The sequence below is a fragment of the Actinospineispora acaciae DSM 45401 genome, from assembly GCF_000620785.1.
GTDB classification, from domain to species: domain Bacteria; phylum Actinomycetota; class Actinomycetes; order Mycobacteriales; family Pseudonocardiaceae; genus Pseudonocardia; species Pseudonocardia acaciae.
The window spans coordinates 47,444-62,731 of record NZ_JIAI01000009.1; the positions used below are offsets into that span (position 1 = coordinate 47,444).

The 15,288-nt window shown below is 72.7% G+C and carries 13 protein-coding genes; 11 read left to right on the forward strand and 2 right to left on the reverse strand.

From position 1 onward, the window contains the following. Nucleotides 1-5 precede the first annotated feature (5 nt). From N912_RS60935 to aroC, 5 genes are all read left to right on the forward strand, one after another. A complete protein-coding gene (locus N912_RS60935) occupies nt 6-710 on the forward strand; it encodes an urease accessory protein UreD (RefSeq protein ID WP_051581119.1) in 705 nt (234 codons plus the stop codon). Nucleotides 711-748: 38 nt separating this feature from the next. Beyond that, nucleotides 749-1,876: an agmatinase family protein gene (locus tag N912_RS56065; RefSeq protein ID WP_051581120.1), complete on the forward strand. Its 1,128-nt coding sequence runs from the start codon at nt 749-751 to the stop codon at nt 1,874-1,876. A 3-nt stretch (nt 1,877-1,879) separates the two neighbouring features. After that, the gene (locus N912_RS56070; protein ID WP_037067812.1) at nt 1,880-3,346 is read left to right on the forward strand and encodes a high affinity choline transporter 1; all 1,467 of its coding nucleotides are present in this window, start codon (nt 1,880-1,882) and stop codon (nt 3,344-3,346) included. Nucleotides 3,347-3,472: 126 nt separating this feature from the next. Beyond that, complete coding sequence (locus tag N912_RS0132340) at nt 3,473-4,126, forward strand: prepilin peptidase (protein ID WP_028925661.1); 654 nt, start codon at nt 3,473-3,475, stop codon at nt 4,124-4,126. Between the two features lie 12 nt (nt 4,127-4,138). After that, nucleotides 4,139-5,323, forward strand: coding sequence for a chorismate synthase (gene aroC, locus N912_RS0132345; protein ID WP_028925662.1), 1,185 nt, complete (start codon nt 4,139-4,141; stop codon nt 5,321-5,323). A 4-nt stretch (nt 5,324-5,327) separates the two neighbouring features. On the opposite strand, the gene N912_RS0132350 is transcribed toward aroC, so the two are convergent. After that, nucleotides 5,328-5,768: an ester cyclase gene (locus tag N912_RS0132350; protein WP_028925663.1), complete on the reverse strand. Its 441-nt coding sequence runs from the start codon at nt 5,766-5,768 to the stop codon at nt 5,328-5,330. A gap of 76 nt (nt 5,769-5,844) precedes the next feature. On the opposite strand from N912_RS0132350, the gene N912_RS56075 reads away from it, so the two are divergent. The 6 genes from N912_RS56075 (at nt 5,845) to N912_RS0132380 (ending at nt 13,923) form a co-directional block, all read left to right on the forward strand. Then, the gene (locus N912_RS56075) at nt 5,845-6,480 is read left to right on the forward strand and encodes a TetR/AcrR family transcriptional regulator (protein ID WP_051581121.1); all 636 of its coding nucleotides are present in this window, start codon (nt 5,845-5,847) and stop codon (nt 6,478-6,480) included. A gap of 261 nt (nt 6,481-6,741) precedes the next feature. Next, nucleotides 6,742-7,869, forward strand: a complete 1,128-nt coding sequence (locus N912_RS0132360) for a sugar ABC transporter substrate-binding protein (RefSeq protein ID WP_028925664.1) — start codon at nt 6,742-6,744, stop codon at nt 7,867-7,869. A 99-nt stretch (nt 7,870-7,968) separates the two neighbouring features. Next, the gene (locus tag N912_RS0132365; RefSeq protein WP_028925665.1) at nt 7,969-8,742 is read left to right on the forward strand and encodes an ATP-binding cassette domain-containing protein; all 774 of its coding nucleotides are present in this window, start codon (nt 7,969-7,971) and stop codon (nt 8,740-8,742) included. Nucleotides 8,743-8,753: 11 nt separating this feature from the next. Further along, nucleotides 8,754-10,190 carry a sugar ABC transporter permease gene (locus N912_RS0132370; RefSeq protein ID WP_028925666.1) on the forward strand — a complete coding sequence of 479 codons (1,437 nt, stop codon included), beginning with the start codon at nt 8,754-8,756 and terminating at the stop codon, nt 10,188-10,190. A gap of 25 nt (nt 10,191-10,215) precedes the next feature. Beyond that, complete coding sequence (locus N912_RS0132375) at nt 10,216-11,394, forward strand: ROK family transcriptional regulator (RefSeq protein ID WP_028925667.1); 1,179 nt, start codon at nt 10,216-10,218, stop codon at nt 11,392-11,394. Nucleotides 11,395-11,445: 51 nt separating this feature from the next. Then, nucleotides 11,446-13,923 carry a DNA translocase FtsK gene (locus N912_RS0132380; protein ID WP_037067816.1) on the forward strand — a complete coding sequence of 826 codons (2,478 nt, stop codon included), beginning with the start codon at nt 11,446-11,448 and terminating at the stop codon, nt 13,921-13,923. A gap of 434 nt (nt 13,924-14,357) precedes the next feature. On the opposite strand, the gene N912_RS65315 is transcribed toward N912_RS0132380, so the two are convergent. Continuing rightward, nucleotides 14,358-14,591, reverse strand: a complete 234-nt coding sequence (locus N912_RS65315) for a hypothetical protein (protein WP_211261505.1) — start codon at nt 14,589-14,591, stop codon at nt 14,358-14,360. Nucleotides 14,592-15,288: the final 697 nt, after the last annotated feature.

Below are 15,288 nucleotides of genomic sequence, written 5' to 3' on the forward strand. Positions count from 1 at the left end.
GTGTTGTGAGGGCGGTCGCCGAGCTGGACGTCGAGCCGGGGCAGCGGATCCGCTGGCGGGCCGAGCCGCCGGTGGTGCTGCGCCGCACCGGGCCGTCCAGGGTGCACCTGGTCCAGGCCGCCGGCGGCCCGCTGGGCGGTGACGACCTCGCGCTCAACCTCCGGCTCGCGGCGGGCACCCGGCTGGAGGTGGCCTCGGCGGCCGCCACCGTGGTCCAACCTGGATCCGGGCCGGTCCGCTGGACCGTGACCGCCGAGCTGGCCCCCGGTGCCCGGCTGCGCTGGTGGCCGGAGCCCACGGTGGTGTGCGACGGCGCCGAGCTGCACGCTTCGGTCCGGTTGCGGGTGGCAGGGGGAGCGGGCGCGCTGGTCCGCGAGGAGGTCCGGCTCGGTCGGCACGGCCAGCGCGGCGGGCGGTATCGGGGGACCTTGACGGCCGACCACGCCGGCGAGCCGCTGGTCCGGCACAGCACCGTGCTGGACGGTGCGGACCCGGGCCTGTGCGGCCCGGCGGGGACGGCCGGCGGGCGGACGGTGGCCAGCGTGCTCGGGGCGGGCACCGAGCCGGCGCCCGGGATCGACCCGGTGGGGGAACGCGACGGGCTGCGCTGGGCGCGGCACGAGCTGGCGGGCGATGGCTGGCTGCTGCTCGCCGTCGGCTGCCGTTCGGTGTGTCACGAAAGCGAAACGGGCCGGGACATGCACCGGTAGCCGTCGGGACAATCCCCGAGAGGCCCAGGGAGGCAGCCGTGTCGGACAGCCATCCACCGCACGACAACTACGGCCCGGAGGCACGGTTCGCCGTCGAGGCCGAGGCCGCGTTGCCGTCCACGAAATGGGACGAGGAGGTGGCGCGCGGCCTGGAGTACGGCCTTCCCGGCGCCGACTCCATCGTGGACAGGCGCATTCCCACGTTCTCCAGGGGCGAGCTGCCGCACTTCGCCGGCATCAACACCTTCCTCAAGGCGCCCTACCTGGAGGACGTGCGGCGCTGCGGGGAGTACGACGTGGCGGTGCTCGGCGCGCCGTTCGACGGCGGCACCACGTACCGCTCCGGCACCCGGTTCGGCCCGCAGGGCATCCGCAAGATCTCCGCGTTGTACGGGCCGTACAGCTTCGAGCTGGGCGTCGACCTGCGGGAGTCGATCACGATCGCGGACCTGGGGGACGTCTTCACCATCCCCGGCAACATCGAGAAGACCTTCGACCAGATCAGCAAGGCGGTCTCGCACGTCTACGCCTCCGGCGCGTTCCCGGTGGTGCTCGGCGGCGACCACTCCATCGGCTACCCGACGACCAGGGCCGTCGCGCCGCACCTGAACGGCGGCAACCTGGGGATCATCCACTTCGACCGGCACGTGGACACCCAGGAGACCGACCTCGACGAGCGGATGCACACCACGCCGTGGTTCCACGCCACCGACATCCCGAACGTGCCGGCCAAGAACCTGGTGCAGATCGGCATCGGCGGCTGGCAGGCGCCCCGGCCGGGGGTGAAGGTCGGCCGCGAGCGCGGTACGACGATCATGACGGTCACCGACTGCGTGGAGATGGGCATCGAGGACGCCGCGCGGCGGGCGTTGGACGTGGCCTGGGACGGCGCGGCCGCGGTGTGGCTGTCCTTCGACGTGGACTGCCTGGACGCGGCGTTCGTGCCCGGCACCGGCTGGCCGGAACCGGGCGGCTTCCTGCCCCGCGAGGTGCTCAAGTTCATCCAGATCGTCGCCGGCGCGGCGCCGCTGGCCGGCATCGAGGTCGTGGAGTGCTCGCCGCCGTACGACAACGCGGAGATCACCGCGCTGATCGCCACCCGGGTCATCTGCGACACGCTCGGCTGCCTGGTGCGGTCCGGGCACCTGCCGGTTTCGCGGGGGTGAGCCGTGATCATCGCCGGGGTTGCGGGCGGGGTTTTCGTCATCGTCGTGGTGGGCCTGCTGGTGGCCCGCAAGGTGGACGGTGACAGTACGAACTTCCTGGTGGCGGGCCGGTCGCTGGCGCTGCCGCTGTCCGCTGCCGGCCTGATGGGGCAGGCGGTGGACTCGAACGCGACGCTGGGCAACAGCGACCTGTCCTACTCCGCCGGGTTCTGGGCGGGGGCGAGCCTGCCGCTCGGGCTGGGGTTGTGCCTGCTGCTGACCGGCGTCTTCTTCGCCAAGCCGATGAACCGGATGGGGCTGCTGACGCTGCCGGACTTCTACCGGCGCAGGTACGGGCGGGGCGTGGAGCTGGCCGCCTCGGTGCTGATGATCCTGAGCTTCGCGATCCTGCTGGCCGGGAACCTGGTCGCCGGCGGGTTCCTGTTCGAACGGTTCCTCGGCACCAGCTACACGGTCGGCGTGCTGACCATCGTCGCGGTGGTGCTCGCCTACACGCTGGCCGGCGGGATGTTCTCCGACGCCTACACCGCGTTCCTGCAGATGGTGATCACGGTGGTCGGCTCCGCCGCGCTGCTGGTGTGGGTGGGGGTGCGGTACGGGATCGGCGTGCCGGACGGCATGGGGCCGTTCGACCTCGGTCAGCTCGGCGATCCCGGGCGGGGTGCGGTGACGAACTGGGCGACGCTGGTCTCGCTCGGGATCGGCGACATCGTCGCGATCGACTTCATGCAGCGGATCTTCTCGGCGCGGTCTCCCGAGGTCGCGCGGCGGGCCTGCTTCGTGGGTGCGGCCGGGACGGCGATCGTCGGCGTGCCGTACGCGCTGGTCGCGCTGTCCATGCACCGGGTGCTCGGGGAGTCGGCCCGGACGCCGGTGTTGTTCACGGTGCTCGGTGAGCTGGCGCCGGTGGGCCTGGCGATCCTGGTGCTGTCCGCGATCATCGCGGCGTCCTGTTCGACGGCGAACGGAGTGGTGCTGGGCACGGCGGCGGTGGCGGTGCGCAACATCGGCGGCATGGCGCAACCCCCGCCCGGGGAGGGCCGTGACCCGTTGTTGCGGATGGTGCGGATCACCATGGTGCCGATGGTGGGGCTGGCCATCCTGTTCGCGCTGCGGGTGCCGCAGACCGGCATCCTGCTCACCCTGGCGTTCGACCTGATGCTCGCCGCGCTGGTCGTTCCGTTCGTGTTCGGCCACTTCTGGTCGCGGATCACGCCGGCGGCCGCCGTCGCGTCGATCGTCGCCGGGCTGACGACCAGGTTGGTGTTGTTCGTGCTGACGCCGACCATCTACGGGGTGGGCAACACCTTGCTGTACGTGCCCAATGGGCTGGTCGGGGCGGGGTTCGACGGGTGGCCGACGTTCGTCGCGGCCGCCCTGTCGCTGGTCGCGTTCGTGGTCACCGCGTTGTTGACCAGTGGGCGGGCGCCGCGTGCTGTGGCCGGGAACGCGCCGGTCGCGGCATCGTAGCGGTCGGCCCGACGGTTTCGGCGTGCCGAGCCCGCAAGGCGCCGGGTTGTCCACACCGCCGGTGGTTGTCCACAGCCGGGCTCTTCACGGCGGCGGTTCCTGTTGGGGCAGGGCAGCGTTGTCGTCATGGCGTACGTGGTCGTCTTCGGTGGTCTCGGGATGCTCGCGGGCTCGGCGGCGCGGGTGCTGCTCGGCCGGCTGCGTCGGGGTGCCCGGGTGCCGCCGCCGTACCTGGAGCTGGCGGTCGGGTCCGTGTGGGCCGGGGCCGGTGGGTGGTGGTCCGTCGGCGGGTTGGCCGCGGCGTGGTTGCCGCTGCTGCTCGGGGTGGGGTGGCTGGCGGTGGCGGCGGGCGCGGTGGACATCGCGTGTCGCCGGTTGCCGGACGCGCTGACCCTGCCCGCGCTGCCGGCGGCGGTGCTGCTGGCCGTCCCGCTGGGCGGCGCGGCGGTCGGGCGCGCGCTGGCGGGCGCGGCGGTGCTCCTCGGCGCCCACCTGGCGGTGCGCCTGACCGCGCCGGCCGCGTTGGGCGCGGGGGACGTGAAGCTGGCGGCGGCGCTTGGCGCGGTGCTGGGCGCGGTGTCGTGGCCGGCGTTGCTGGTGGGCACGCTGCTGGCCTCGGCGCTCACCTCGATGGTCGCGCTCGCCGAGCTGTTGGCCCGCCGTTTCCGGCCAGCGGAACCCGGCGGTGCCGGCGGGGTGCCGCACGGCCCGGCGATGCTCGCGGCCGGCTGGCTGGTCGTCGCGGTGGCCGCCACCGGCGGGGTGGGCACCGGTGCGTGAGAAGATTCGTATGTGTTGCGTTGGATCACCGCTGGTGAGTCGCACGGCCCCGCGCTGGTGGCCGTGCTGGAAGGCATGGTGGCCGGGGTCGAGGTCACCACCAAGGAGCTGGCCGCCGAGCTGGCCCGCCGCCGCCTCGGCTACGGCCGGGGTGCCCGGATGAAGTTCGAGGCCGACGAGCTCGAGGTCATCGGCGGGGTCCGGCACGGGGTCACCCAGGGCGGGCCGGTCGCCGTGCGGATCGGCAACACCGAGTGGCCCAAGTGGGAGACCGTGATGGCGGCCGACCCGGTGGACCCCGAGCTGATCGCCAACCGGGCGCGCAACGCCCCGCTGACCCGGCCGCGCCCCGGCCACGCCGACCTGGCCGGCATGACCAAGTTCGGCTTCGACGATGCCCGGCCGGTGCTGGAGCGGGCCAGCGCCCGCGAGACCGCGTCGCGGGTGGTGCTCGGCACCGTGGCCAAGGCGTTCCTGCGCCAGGGGCTCGGCGTGGAGATCGTCTCGCACGTGGTCGCGCTCGGCTCGGTGGAGGCGGCCGACGACGAGCTGCCCGGCCCGCGCGACCTGGAGCGGGTGGACGCCAGCCCGGTGCGGGCGTACTCGGAGGCGACCACCGAGGCGATGGTGGCCGAGGTGGACGCCGCCCAGAAGGACGGCGACACCCTCGGCGGCGTCGTCGAGGTCATCGCGTACGGCATGCCGGTCGGCGTCGGCAACTACGTGCAGTCCGACCGGCGGCTGGACGCCCGGCTGGCCGGCGCCCTGATGGGCATCCAGGCCATGAAGGGCGTCGAGATCGGCGACGGGTTCCGGACCGCGCGGCGGCGGGGCAGCGCCGCGCACGACGAGATGGTCCCCGGCGCCCCGGTGCACCGGCTCAGCAACCGCGCCGGCGGCATCGAGGGCGGCATGACCAACGGCGAGCCGGTCCGGGTCAGGGTGGCCATGAAGCCGATCTCCACGGTGCCCCGCGCGCTGGCCACCGTGGACGTCTCCACCGGCGAACCGGCGCAGGCCATCCACCAGCGCTCCGACGTGTGCGCGGTGCCGGCCGCCGGGGTGGTCGCCGAGGCCATGGTGGCCCTGGTCCTCGCCGACGCGGCGCTGGAGAAGTTCGGCGGCGACTCACTGCCGGAGACCGTCCGCAACCTGCGCGCCTACCTCACCGCCGCGGCCAACCGGCTCAGCCACTGACCGCTCACGGTGCCGCCGGCACCGCCTGAGCGTCGGCGTCGGTGAGCTGACGCATCAACGCGGCGACGTCCAGCCACGCCTGCTCACGGCTGATCCGCCCGTCCGCGAACTCGCACACGTGCATCAGCCGGAACGTCACCGGCCGGCCGTGGCCGGGGACACCGAGTGGGCTACCGACCGCACGCGCGCTGACCATCGACTCGTCGACCAGGAAGTTCTCCCCGTACATCCGGCGGATCGGCGTGACCCGCTCGTCGGAGAAGTCGGCGAACAGCTGGGCGTAGCGCTGCTTGACGGCCTCATGCCCCCGCAGCTCGCCGAGCGGGTCGCCGACGAAATCGTGCACCACGTCCCCGGTCAGGGTGTCCAGCGCCGCGTCCAGGTCGTGCGCCGCCTCGGCGGCGAAGTGCCGCCCGAGGATCTCGTCCATCTCGCTGGGCAACATGTCCCGTTCCTCCCCGTTCTCGATGAGATGAACGTATCGTCGTGAGACACACTTCTCATGTCAATAGGATTGACGCATGGCAACCCGGGACAACCAGAAGCAACGAACCCGCCGCGCCCTCATCGACGCGGCGGTCCGACTGGCCACCGAGGGGCGGTCGCCGACGATCCCCGAGGTCGCCGAGGAGGCCCTGGTCTCGACGGCGACGGCCTACAGGTACTTCTCGAACACCCGTGAGCTGATGTTCGAGGTGGCCGCCCGGCAGGCGCAGCCCCGGATCGAGGACCTGGTCGAAGCGCTGCCCGCCGGCCCCGAGGAACGCATCGACGTCCTGGTCGCCCGGATCGCCGAGTTCCAGCTGGAGAGCGAGCCGCTGTGGCGCGCGGTGCTCGGCGCCACCCTGGAACGCTGGTTCGCGGAGGCCGAGGTGGCTGAGTCCGAGCGGGTCCCGGTGCGCGGCAGCCAGCGCCTGGACGCGGTCACCGCCGCCCTGGCCCCCCTGCGCGACACCCTGCCGTCGGAGGAACTGCGCCGCCTCACCATGGCCACCATGCTCGTCTGCGGTGTCGAGGCGATGGTCGCCGCGCGCGACGCCTGCGGCCTGGAGCCCGCCGAGGCCAAGGAGACCATGCGCTGGGCCGCGCGGGCACTCCAACGCGCCGCCCTGCACGACCACACCCGCAACGGCTCGGCACCCGAGCCCCCGGCCTGACACGCCGTCGCGGGTTGTTTCTGGGGCGGCCGGGGGTGGGTTTGTTGCTCATTCGTGATTCTGAATCGATTGAGGGGTCTTGGCCGACCGGGGGGCGGGAAGTACGTTGTGCGTCACAACATATTCAGCGCAGGGCTCTCAAGGGCGAGGGTTCGACGGCGTGAGGGCGCGGGTCCCCGAGCTCGACGACGATCGCCGGACACGCTGGGCTCACCGTGGAGGGAGCGGCCCAGGGGCGCCTGCTGAGGGGAGGAGCTACATATGGGCAGGACCAGCGTGGCCCTGATCGCCGCCGGCGCGGGCTTGATGCTCGCGCTCAGCGCGTGCGGGGCGAACACCCAGGGCGGCGGTGGTGGCGGAGGCGGGGCCACCAGCGGCGGGGCCGGCGGGGCAGGTGTCAAGGTCGGCGTCATTTTGCCGGACACCGCCTCGTCGGCTCGTTACGAGAGCTTCGACCGGCCGCTGCTGGACAAGGCGCTGCGGGCGGAGGGCCTCGATCCGGACATCCAGAACGCGCAGGGGGACGTGCAGAAGTTCTCCCAGCTCGCGGACGGGATGATCAACAGCGGCGTCAAGGTCCTGATCATCGACAGCCTGAACAGCGAGTCGGGCGCCGCGGTGGCCAAGAAGGCGCAGGCCTCCGGCATCCCTGTGATCGACTATGACCGGCTCAACCTGGGCGGCAGCTCGGACTACTACGTCTCGTTCGACGCGACCAAGATCGGCGAAGTGCAGGGGCAGGGGCTGCTGCTCGGGGTCGGGGAGAAGCAGGGCGCGAACATCATCGAGATCGAGGGCGCGGCCACCGACAACAACGCGACGCTGGTCATCAACGGCCAGAAGAACGTGCTCAAGTCCAAGTACGACTCGGGCGCCTACAAGGTGGTGGGCAGCCAGCAGATCCCGGAGTGGAACAACCAGCAGGCCGGCACCACCTTCGAGCAGCTGCTCACCGCCAACGGCGGGAAGGTCGACGGGGTGCTGGTGGCCAACGACGGCATGGCCGGCGCCGTGGTGACCGTGCTGAAGAAGACCGGCCTGGCCGGCAAGGTCCCGGTGACCGGGCAGGACGCCACCCCGGACGGCCTGCAGGCGATCCTGCGCGGCGAGATGTTCATGACGGTGTTCAAGCCGATCACCGAGGAGGCCAACGCCACCGCCAAGGTGGCCGCCGCGCTGGCCAAGGGCGACAAGGCGGGCGCCGACAAGCTGGCCACCGCCACCGCCGACGACACCAAGAACGGCCGCAAGGTCAAGTCGGTGCTGCTCAACACCGTGCTGATCACCAAGGACAAGGTCAAGCAGGTGGTGGACGCGGGAGGCGTGAAGGCCTCGGAGATCTGCGTCGCCGACACCAAGGCGGCCTGCGACCAGCTCGGCATCAAGTAAACGCATGCTCGATCCGCTCCTCTCGGCGGGGTGCCCGGCCATCACCGGGCACCCCGCCGGCGGTATCGGGGCGACGGACGACACACAGGGGATAGCGGGATGACCAAGCCGATCCTGGAACTCAGGGGCGTCAACAAGAGCTTCGGCCCGGTGCACGTGCTGCACGACGTCGACTTCGCGGTCCGGCCCGGCGAGGTGACGGCGCTGGTCGGGGACAACGGCGCGGGGAAGACCACGCTGATCAAGTGCATCACCGGGATCTACCCCGCCGACTCCGGCGAGGTGTTCTTCGCCGGCGAGCCCGTCAGGATCCACGGCCCGAGGGACGCCGCCGCGCTGGGCATCGAGGTCGTCTACCAGGACCTGGCGCTGGCCGACAATTTGGACATCGTGCAGAACATGTTCCTCGGCCGGGAGCGCGGGCATGCCTGGGCGCTGGACGAGGCCAGCATGGAGCGCGCCGCCCGCGAGACACTGGCCACGCTGTCGGTGCGCACCGTGAAGTCGGTCCGCACCCCGGTCGCCGCCCTCTCCGGCGGCCAGCGACAGACCGTGGCCATCGCCAAGTCCGTGCTCTGGGACAGCAAGGTGGTGCTGCTCGACGAGCCGACCGCCGCGCTCGGCGTCGCGCAGACCCGCCAGGTGCTCGACCTGGTCCGCAGGCTCGCCGAACAGGGCCTCGGCGTGGTCCTGATCAGCCACAACATGGCCGACGTTTTCGAGGTCGCTGACCGGATCGCCACGCTCTACCTGGGCCGGCTGGTCGCCGACCGCCCGGCCCGCGACCTCACCCACAGCCAGGTGGTCGAGCTGATCACCGCCGGTCGCTCCGGCGAGCTCGGCCTGGCCCGACCCGACGCCGTCACGATCTGAAGGGGGCCGCCATGACCGACACCACCCCGGCCACCAACACCAACAGCAGGACGAACGCGAACACCGAGGCGGTCGGCGACTTCGGCATCGACACCACGGCACGCACCACCGCCGAGGCGCTGCGCGACTACGTGGCCAGGGTGCGCGGCGGCGAGCTGGGTTCGCTGCCGGCGCTGCTCGGCCTGGTTGCGCTGGTGGTCCTGTTCTCGCTGGCCTCGGACACCTTCCTGACCCTGGGCAACCTGGCCAACCTGCTGGCCCAGGGCGCGGGCGTGACGTTGATCGCGATGGGCCTGGTGTTCGTGCTGCTGCTCGGCGAGATCGACCTCTCCGCCGGCACCGCGTCCGGAGTGACCGCCGCCGTGCTCGCGCTGCACCTGGTGTCCGGCGGCAACCTGCTCGGCCGGATGGGGCTGTTCGTCTTCCTGACGTTCTGCGTGCTGATGGCGCTGGCCGCCGTGGTCGCTGTCCAGCTGCGGATCTGGCCGGTCGCGGCGGCACCGGTGTTCGCGCTGGTCGTCGCGCTGGCCGGGTTCGGCCCGAACCCGTGGCTGGAGATGCTGCTCGCGGTCTGCGTCGGCGCATCGATCGGCCTGCTCACCGGGTTCCTGGTGTCCCGGATCGGCATCCCGTCCTTCGTCGTGACGCTGGCGCTGTTCCTGGCCTGGCAGGGGGTGATCCTGCAGTTCATCGGCGCCGGCGGGACGCTGGCGCTGCAGGACGAGACGCTGTTCGCGGTGGCCAACGGGAACCTGCCGGCGGTCGGGAGCTGGGTGCTGTTCGTGGTCGCGGCCGGCGGCTACGCGGCGGTGGTGCTCGGCCGGCACTTCCGGCGGATGCGCAAGGGCCTGGTCACCCAGCCCACCCCGCTGGTGCTCACCAAGGTGGGCGTCACGGTGGTGCTGGCCGCGATCGGCACCTACCTGCTCACCCGCAACCGCTCGCAGACCTCGCTGATCGAGATCACCGGCGTGCCGTACGTGGTGCCGATCGTGCTGGTGCTGCTCGTGATCGGCACCTACGTGCTCGACCGGACCAGCTACGGCAGGCACATCTACGCGGTCGGCGGCAACGCCGAGGCGGCGCGGCGGGCCGGCATCAACGTGCCCCGGGTCCGGGGCAGCGTGTTCGTGGTGTCGGCGTCGCTGGCGGCGGTGGGCGCGATCGTCTACTCCTCGAAGGTCGGCTCGGTGGACCCGAACGCCGGCGGCGGCACCACGCTGCTGTTCGCCGTCGGGTCGGCGGTGATCGGCGGGACCTCGCTGTTCGGCGGGCGCGGGCGGGTGAGCAACGCCGTCATCGGCGGCGCGGTGATCGCGATCGTGGGCAACGGACTGGGGCTGCTCAAACAGCCGGCGTCGGTGGTGCTCGTGGTCACCGGCCTGGTGCTGCTGCTCGCGGCCAGCGTGGATGCGCTGTCCCGGCGGCGAGCCAGAACCAGCGGGTGAGGGCCCGCATGCAAGTGTGGTGGCCGTGAGCAGCACGGTCACCGAGGGCGCCAGGCCGGACGACGCCCGTCGGCACAATCGGGGGGCCGTGCTGCGGCGGCTGCACGTGGACGGCCCGTGCACGCGCGCGGTGCTGGCCGCGGAGCTGGGCCTCAACCGCAGCACGATCAAGGCCGTGGTGGACGAGCTGGCCGAGTCCGGGCTGGTCAGCGAGCGGTTGCCGACCCAGCGCTCGGGGGCGGGCCGGCCGTCGCTGCTGGTGCTTCCCCGGGCGGAGGCCGCCGTGGTGCTGGCCGCCGACATCCGGGTGGACCGGGCCGCGATGGCCGTCGTCGGGTTGGGCGGGGAGATCCTCGGGCGGTGCAGCTGGCCGCTGCGGGCGAAGACCTCGAGGCCGGTCGAGGTGGTCACCCGGGTGATCGAGTCGGCCCGGATGCTGGCCGCCGAGCTGGGCTCGCCGCTGGTGGCCGCCGGCGTCTCGGTGCCCGGGGTGATCCGGCAGGAGGACGGGCTGGTCCGCGAGGCGCCGCACCTGGAGTGGACGGACGTGCCGCTGGGGGAGCAGCTCACCGCCGGTCTGCGGATGCCGGTCGCGGTGTCCAACGACGCCGAGCTGGGCGCGCTGGCCGAGCACACCCGCGGCGTCGCGACGGAGGTCTCCGACCTGGTGTTCGTGGCCGGCGACGTCGGGGTGGGCGCCGGGGTGATCTCCGGCGGCGGCGCGCTGCGGGGCGCGGGCGGCTACCTGGGCGAGCTGGGGCACATGGTGGTCCGCCCGGACGGTGCCGAGTGTCACTGTGGCTGCCGGGGCTGCTGGGAGACGCTGGTGGGCGCGGACGCGCTGGGCCGCGCGCTGGGCATCTCCCGGCGGGCCGGGCGCGGCCAGCTCATCGCCGAGCTGCGCGAGCTGGCGGGCGACCCGGCGGCGGCGTGGGACCGGCTCGCGGACTTCGCCGGCTGGCTCGAGCTCGGCCTGATCAACACCGTGAACATGCTCGCGCCCGAGCTGGTCGTGCTGGGTGACCTGCTGGCCTCGGTGCCGCCGGTGATCCTGGACGAGGTGGCCGAGCGGGTACGCACGCGCAGCGTGGTCAGCAGGGCGGTCGGGCACACCAGGGTGGTCCGCTCGGTGCTCGGGCTGGACGCCCACCTGGTCGGCGCCGCCGAGCTGGCGTTCAACCGGGTGCTGGTCTCCGGGGGCTGACGCGCGCGGCGCTACGCCGTTTCGTCGGGCCGGCCGACTAACGTAACGGGCATGGCGGGACGGTCGACCACGGGCAGACGCGGAGCCATACCCCGGGGCCGGCAGGCCTCCTCGGGGGGTGCCGCGCGCCGTTCACCGGCCCGCCGCGCGCCGGCCCGCAGGCCTCCCAAGACGGACATCATCACGGTCATCGGCATGGGCTTCGCGGCGTTGCGCAAGGCCGTCGGCCGCACCCGGGACCTGGATCCGGCCCACCGGCGCGACGGCCTGGGCATCGTGCTGCTGGTGCTCGCGGTGGTGATCGCGGCCGGGGTGTGGTGGAGCGCGGGCGGCCCGGTCGGTGCCTGGGTCACGATCGGGCTGACCACGGTGATGGGGGTCGGCTCGTTGCCGTTGCCGCTGTTGCTGGTGGCGCTCGGGGTGTACCTGATGTGCACGCCGACGCGGCCGGAGGTGCGGCCCCGGCTGGCGTTGGGCGCGCTGCTGCTGGTCGTCGGCGGGCTCGGGCTGGCCCACGTGCTGCTGGGCGCGCCGATGGAGCTGGTCGGCTGGCGCGACGCCGGCGGCGCCCTCGGGTACCTGGCCGGTGCGCCGCTGAAGGCCGGCCTGACCGGCTGGGTGGCGGCCCCGGTGCTCGGCCTGGTCTCGCTGTACGGGTTCCTGGTGCTCACCGGCACGCCGGTGCGCCAGGTGCCGGCGCGGGTGCGCAAGCTGTTCGGCGCCGCCCCGGACGAGGCGGAGCAGCCCGAGTCCGAGGCCGGCAAGCCCGCCGAGGAGAAGCCGGCGGACGTGCGGTTGCGCCGCCCGTCCCGCCGCCGCCAGGCATCCAGCCTCGCCGACGCGGTGGCCGAGGCGTTCGACGACGAGGCCAAGAAGCCGGCGCAGGGTGGCCAGCTGGCCCTGCCGGTCGGCGAGCGCGCCGGCAAGGCGGCCGCCGCGGCGCGCCCGACCACGACCCCGGAGAAGCCGGACAAGGACAAGTCCGCGCCGGCCGGGGACAAGCCGGTGGTCTCCCGCGTGATCGACGGCGACTACGAGCTGCCGCCGGCCGACCTGCTCCCGACCGGCGCCCCGCCCAAGACCCGCAGCGCCGCGAACGACGCCATGATCGAGGCGATCACCGGCGTGCTGGAGCAGTTCAACGTCGACGCCCAGGTCACCGGCTTCACCCGGGGCCCGACGGTGACCCGGTACGAGATCGAGCTCGGCCCCGCCGTGAAGGTCGAGAAGATCACCCAGCTCACCCGCAACATCGCCTACGCGGTGGCCACCGACAACGTCAGGCTGCTCGCCCCGATCCCCGGCAAGTCGGCCGTCGGCATCGAGGTGCCCAACACCGACCGCGAGATGGTCCGCCTCGGCGACGTGCTGCGCTCGTCGAACGCCCTCAAGGAACAGCACCCGATGGTGATCGGGCTGGGCAAGGACATCGAGGGCCACTTCCTCACCGCGAACCTGGCCAAGATGCCGCACCTGCTGGTGGCCGGCTCGACCGGCTCCGGTAAGTCCAGCTTCGTCAACTCGATGCTGGTCTCGCTGCTCTCGCGGGCCACCCCGGACGAGGTCCGGATGATCCTGGTCGACCCGAAGATGGTGGAGCTGACCCCGTACGAGGGCATCCCGCACCTGATCACGCCCATCATCACCCAGCCCAAGAAGGCCGCCGCCGCGCTGGCCTGGCTGGTCGAGGAGATGGAGCAGCGCTACCAGGACATGCAGGCCAGCAAGGTCCGCCACATCGACGACTTCAACCGGAAGGTGAAGTCGGGGGAGATCACCGCGCCGCTGGGCAGCGAGCGCGAGTACCGCCCCTACCCGTACATCCTGGCCATCGTCGACGAGCTGGCCGACCTGATGATGACCGCTCCCCGTGACGTCGAGGACGCCGTGGTGCGGATCACCCAGAAGGCCCGCGCCGCCGGCATCCACCTGGTGCTGGCCACCCAGCGCCCCTCGGTGGACGTGGTCACCGGCCTGATCAAGACCAACGTCCCGTCCCGCCTGGCGTTCGCCACCTCCTCGCTGACCGACAGCCGCGTCATCCTGGACCAGCCCGGCGCCGAGAAGCTGATCGGCATGGGCGACGGGCTGTACCTGCCGATGGGCGCGTCCAAGCCGGTCCGCATGCAGGGCGCTTTCGTCAGCGACGAGGAGATCTCCGCCGTCGTCGGCTTCACCAAGGACCAGGCGCAGCCCGAGTACACCGAGGGCGTCACCGTCCAGAAGGCCGGCGAGCAGCGCGAGATCGACCCCGACATCGGCGACGACCTGGACGTCCTGCTGCAGGCCGCCGAGCTGGTGGTCACCTCCCAGTTCGGCTCCACGTCGATGCTGCAGCGCAAGCTGCGGGTCGGGTTCGCCAAGGCCGGCCGGCTGATGGACCTGCTGGAGAACCGGGGGGTCGTCGGGCCGTCCGAGGGTTCGAAGGCGCGCGACGTGCTGGTCAAGCCCGAGGAGCTGGACGGCCTGCTCTGGTCCCTGCGCGGCGGCGGCCCCGCCGAGGACGACGACGATCCCGAGGAGCCCTAGCGGCCGCCTCCCCCGCCGCCCCAAAACCCCAGGTCACCGCCCGTGAGTGGTTAGGGGTGTCATAGCACCGCTAACCACTCACGGCCTCTGACCAGGCACGATGGTCACCGGTTGGGCGCCGGTCCAGAGGATCAGCGGCGACGCGGGGCAGCCGCGACCGGCGCCACGAACACCGCGCCCCAGCGTGGCGCGCCCGCCCTGCTCAAGGTCATCAGGCCGTCACGGTTGCTATAGCACACTCTGAACAACCGTGAGGACCTGATGATCTACGAAAGCGCGGCGGTTGCACCCCGGCGTGGCACGCACGGCCACAGGGGCGGGACGTGGGAGCTGGTCTCGGTCATGCCGGTAACCGGGTCCGACCCGGGATGGCCATCGTCGTGGAGGCTGGCGAACGTGGGCGTGCCCGTCAGGATGATCAGCGGTGACGCCGGTCAGCCGCGATGCTGGTCAGCCGCGACCGCCGCCGCCAGAACCACCGCCGTGGCCACCGCCACCGCCGCCGCCGGAACCGCCGCCGTGACTGCCTCCACCGCCGCCGGACCCGCCGCCATGGCTGCTGCCGCCGCCGGACCCGCCACCCGAGCCGCCGCCGTGACTGCTTCCACCGCCGCCGCCGGAACCGCCGCTGTGACTGCCGCCGCCGCCCGAGCCGCCGTGATCGCCACCGCTGGAGCCTCGGCCGCTGCTGCTGCCGCCGCCCGAGTTCGATCCGCCGCCGCGGGAACCCGAGCCGGAGCCGTCCGAGCCGGAACCACCGGAACCCGAGCCGCGACCGCTCGTACCCGAACCGCCGTCCGAACCACGCCCCTGACTGGAGCCGCCGGAGCCCGTTCCGCCCGCACCCGGCCCGGGACGGCGCTCGCCGCCCCCACCGCCCGAACCAGGACCGCCGCCCTGCTGTCCCTGCTCACTCCGGCCAGACTGACCGGGCTGACCAGACTGACCGGGCTGACTCGGCTGGCCGGACTGACCCGACTGACCCGACTGACCTGGCTGATTCTCCCGGCCTGGCTGGCCTGACTGACCGGGCTGGCTCGGCTGACCAGGGCGATCTGGCTGACCGGCCTGGTCCGGCTGACCGGACTGACCTGGCCGGCTCGTCTGACCTGGCTGGCTCGGCTGACCGGGCTGGCCTGGCTGATTCGGCTGGCCTGGCTGCCCAGGCTGACCGGATTGGTTCGGCTGACCGGCCTGACCCGGCTGCCCGGGTTGCCGTGGCTGCTCACCAGGGCCGACGTTACGGAGCTGCTCCCAATTGGCAACCGGTTGCGGTGCCCCGTTACCCGGCGCTGGGGCCGGAGCGGGAGCCGGAGCTGGGTTCCCGCCGTTGTTCGGTGGCGGCAGGGGCGGGTCCCACGGCCA

Bases quoted from the DNA above. Each gene is read 5' to 3' on its own strand.
- N912_RS0132340 (WP_028925661.1), top strand. From the start codon at position 3,473: ATGGCGTACGTGGTCGTCTTCGGTGGTCTCGGGATGCTCGCGGGCTCG.
- N912_RS0132350 (WP_028925663.1), bottom strand. From the start codon at position 5,768: ATGTTGCCCAGCGAGATGGACGAGATCCTCGGGCGGCACTTCGCCGCC.
- N912_RS56075 (WP_051581121.1), top strand. From the start codon at position 5,845: ATGGCAACCCGGGACAACCAGAAGCAACGAACCCGCCGCGCCCTCATC.
- N912_RS0132360 (WP_028925664.1), top strand. From the start codon at position 6,742: ATGGGCAGGACCAGCGTGGCCCTGATCGCCGCCGGCGCGGGCTTGATG.
- N912_RS0132365 (WP_028925665.1), top strand. From the start codon at position 7,969: ATGACCAAGCCGATCCTGGAACTCAGGGGCGTCAACAAGAGCTTCGGC.
- N912_RS0132370 (WP_028925666.1), top strand. From the start codon at position 8,754: ATGACCGACACCACCCCGGCCACCAACACCAACAGCAGGACGAACGCG.
- N912_RS0132380 (WP_037067816.1), top strand. From the start codon at position 11,446: ATGGCGGGACGGTCGACCACGGGCAGACGCGGAGCCATACCCCGGGGC.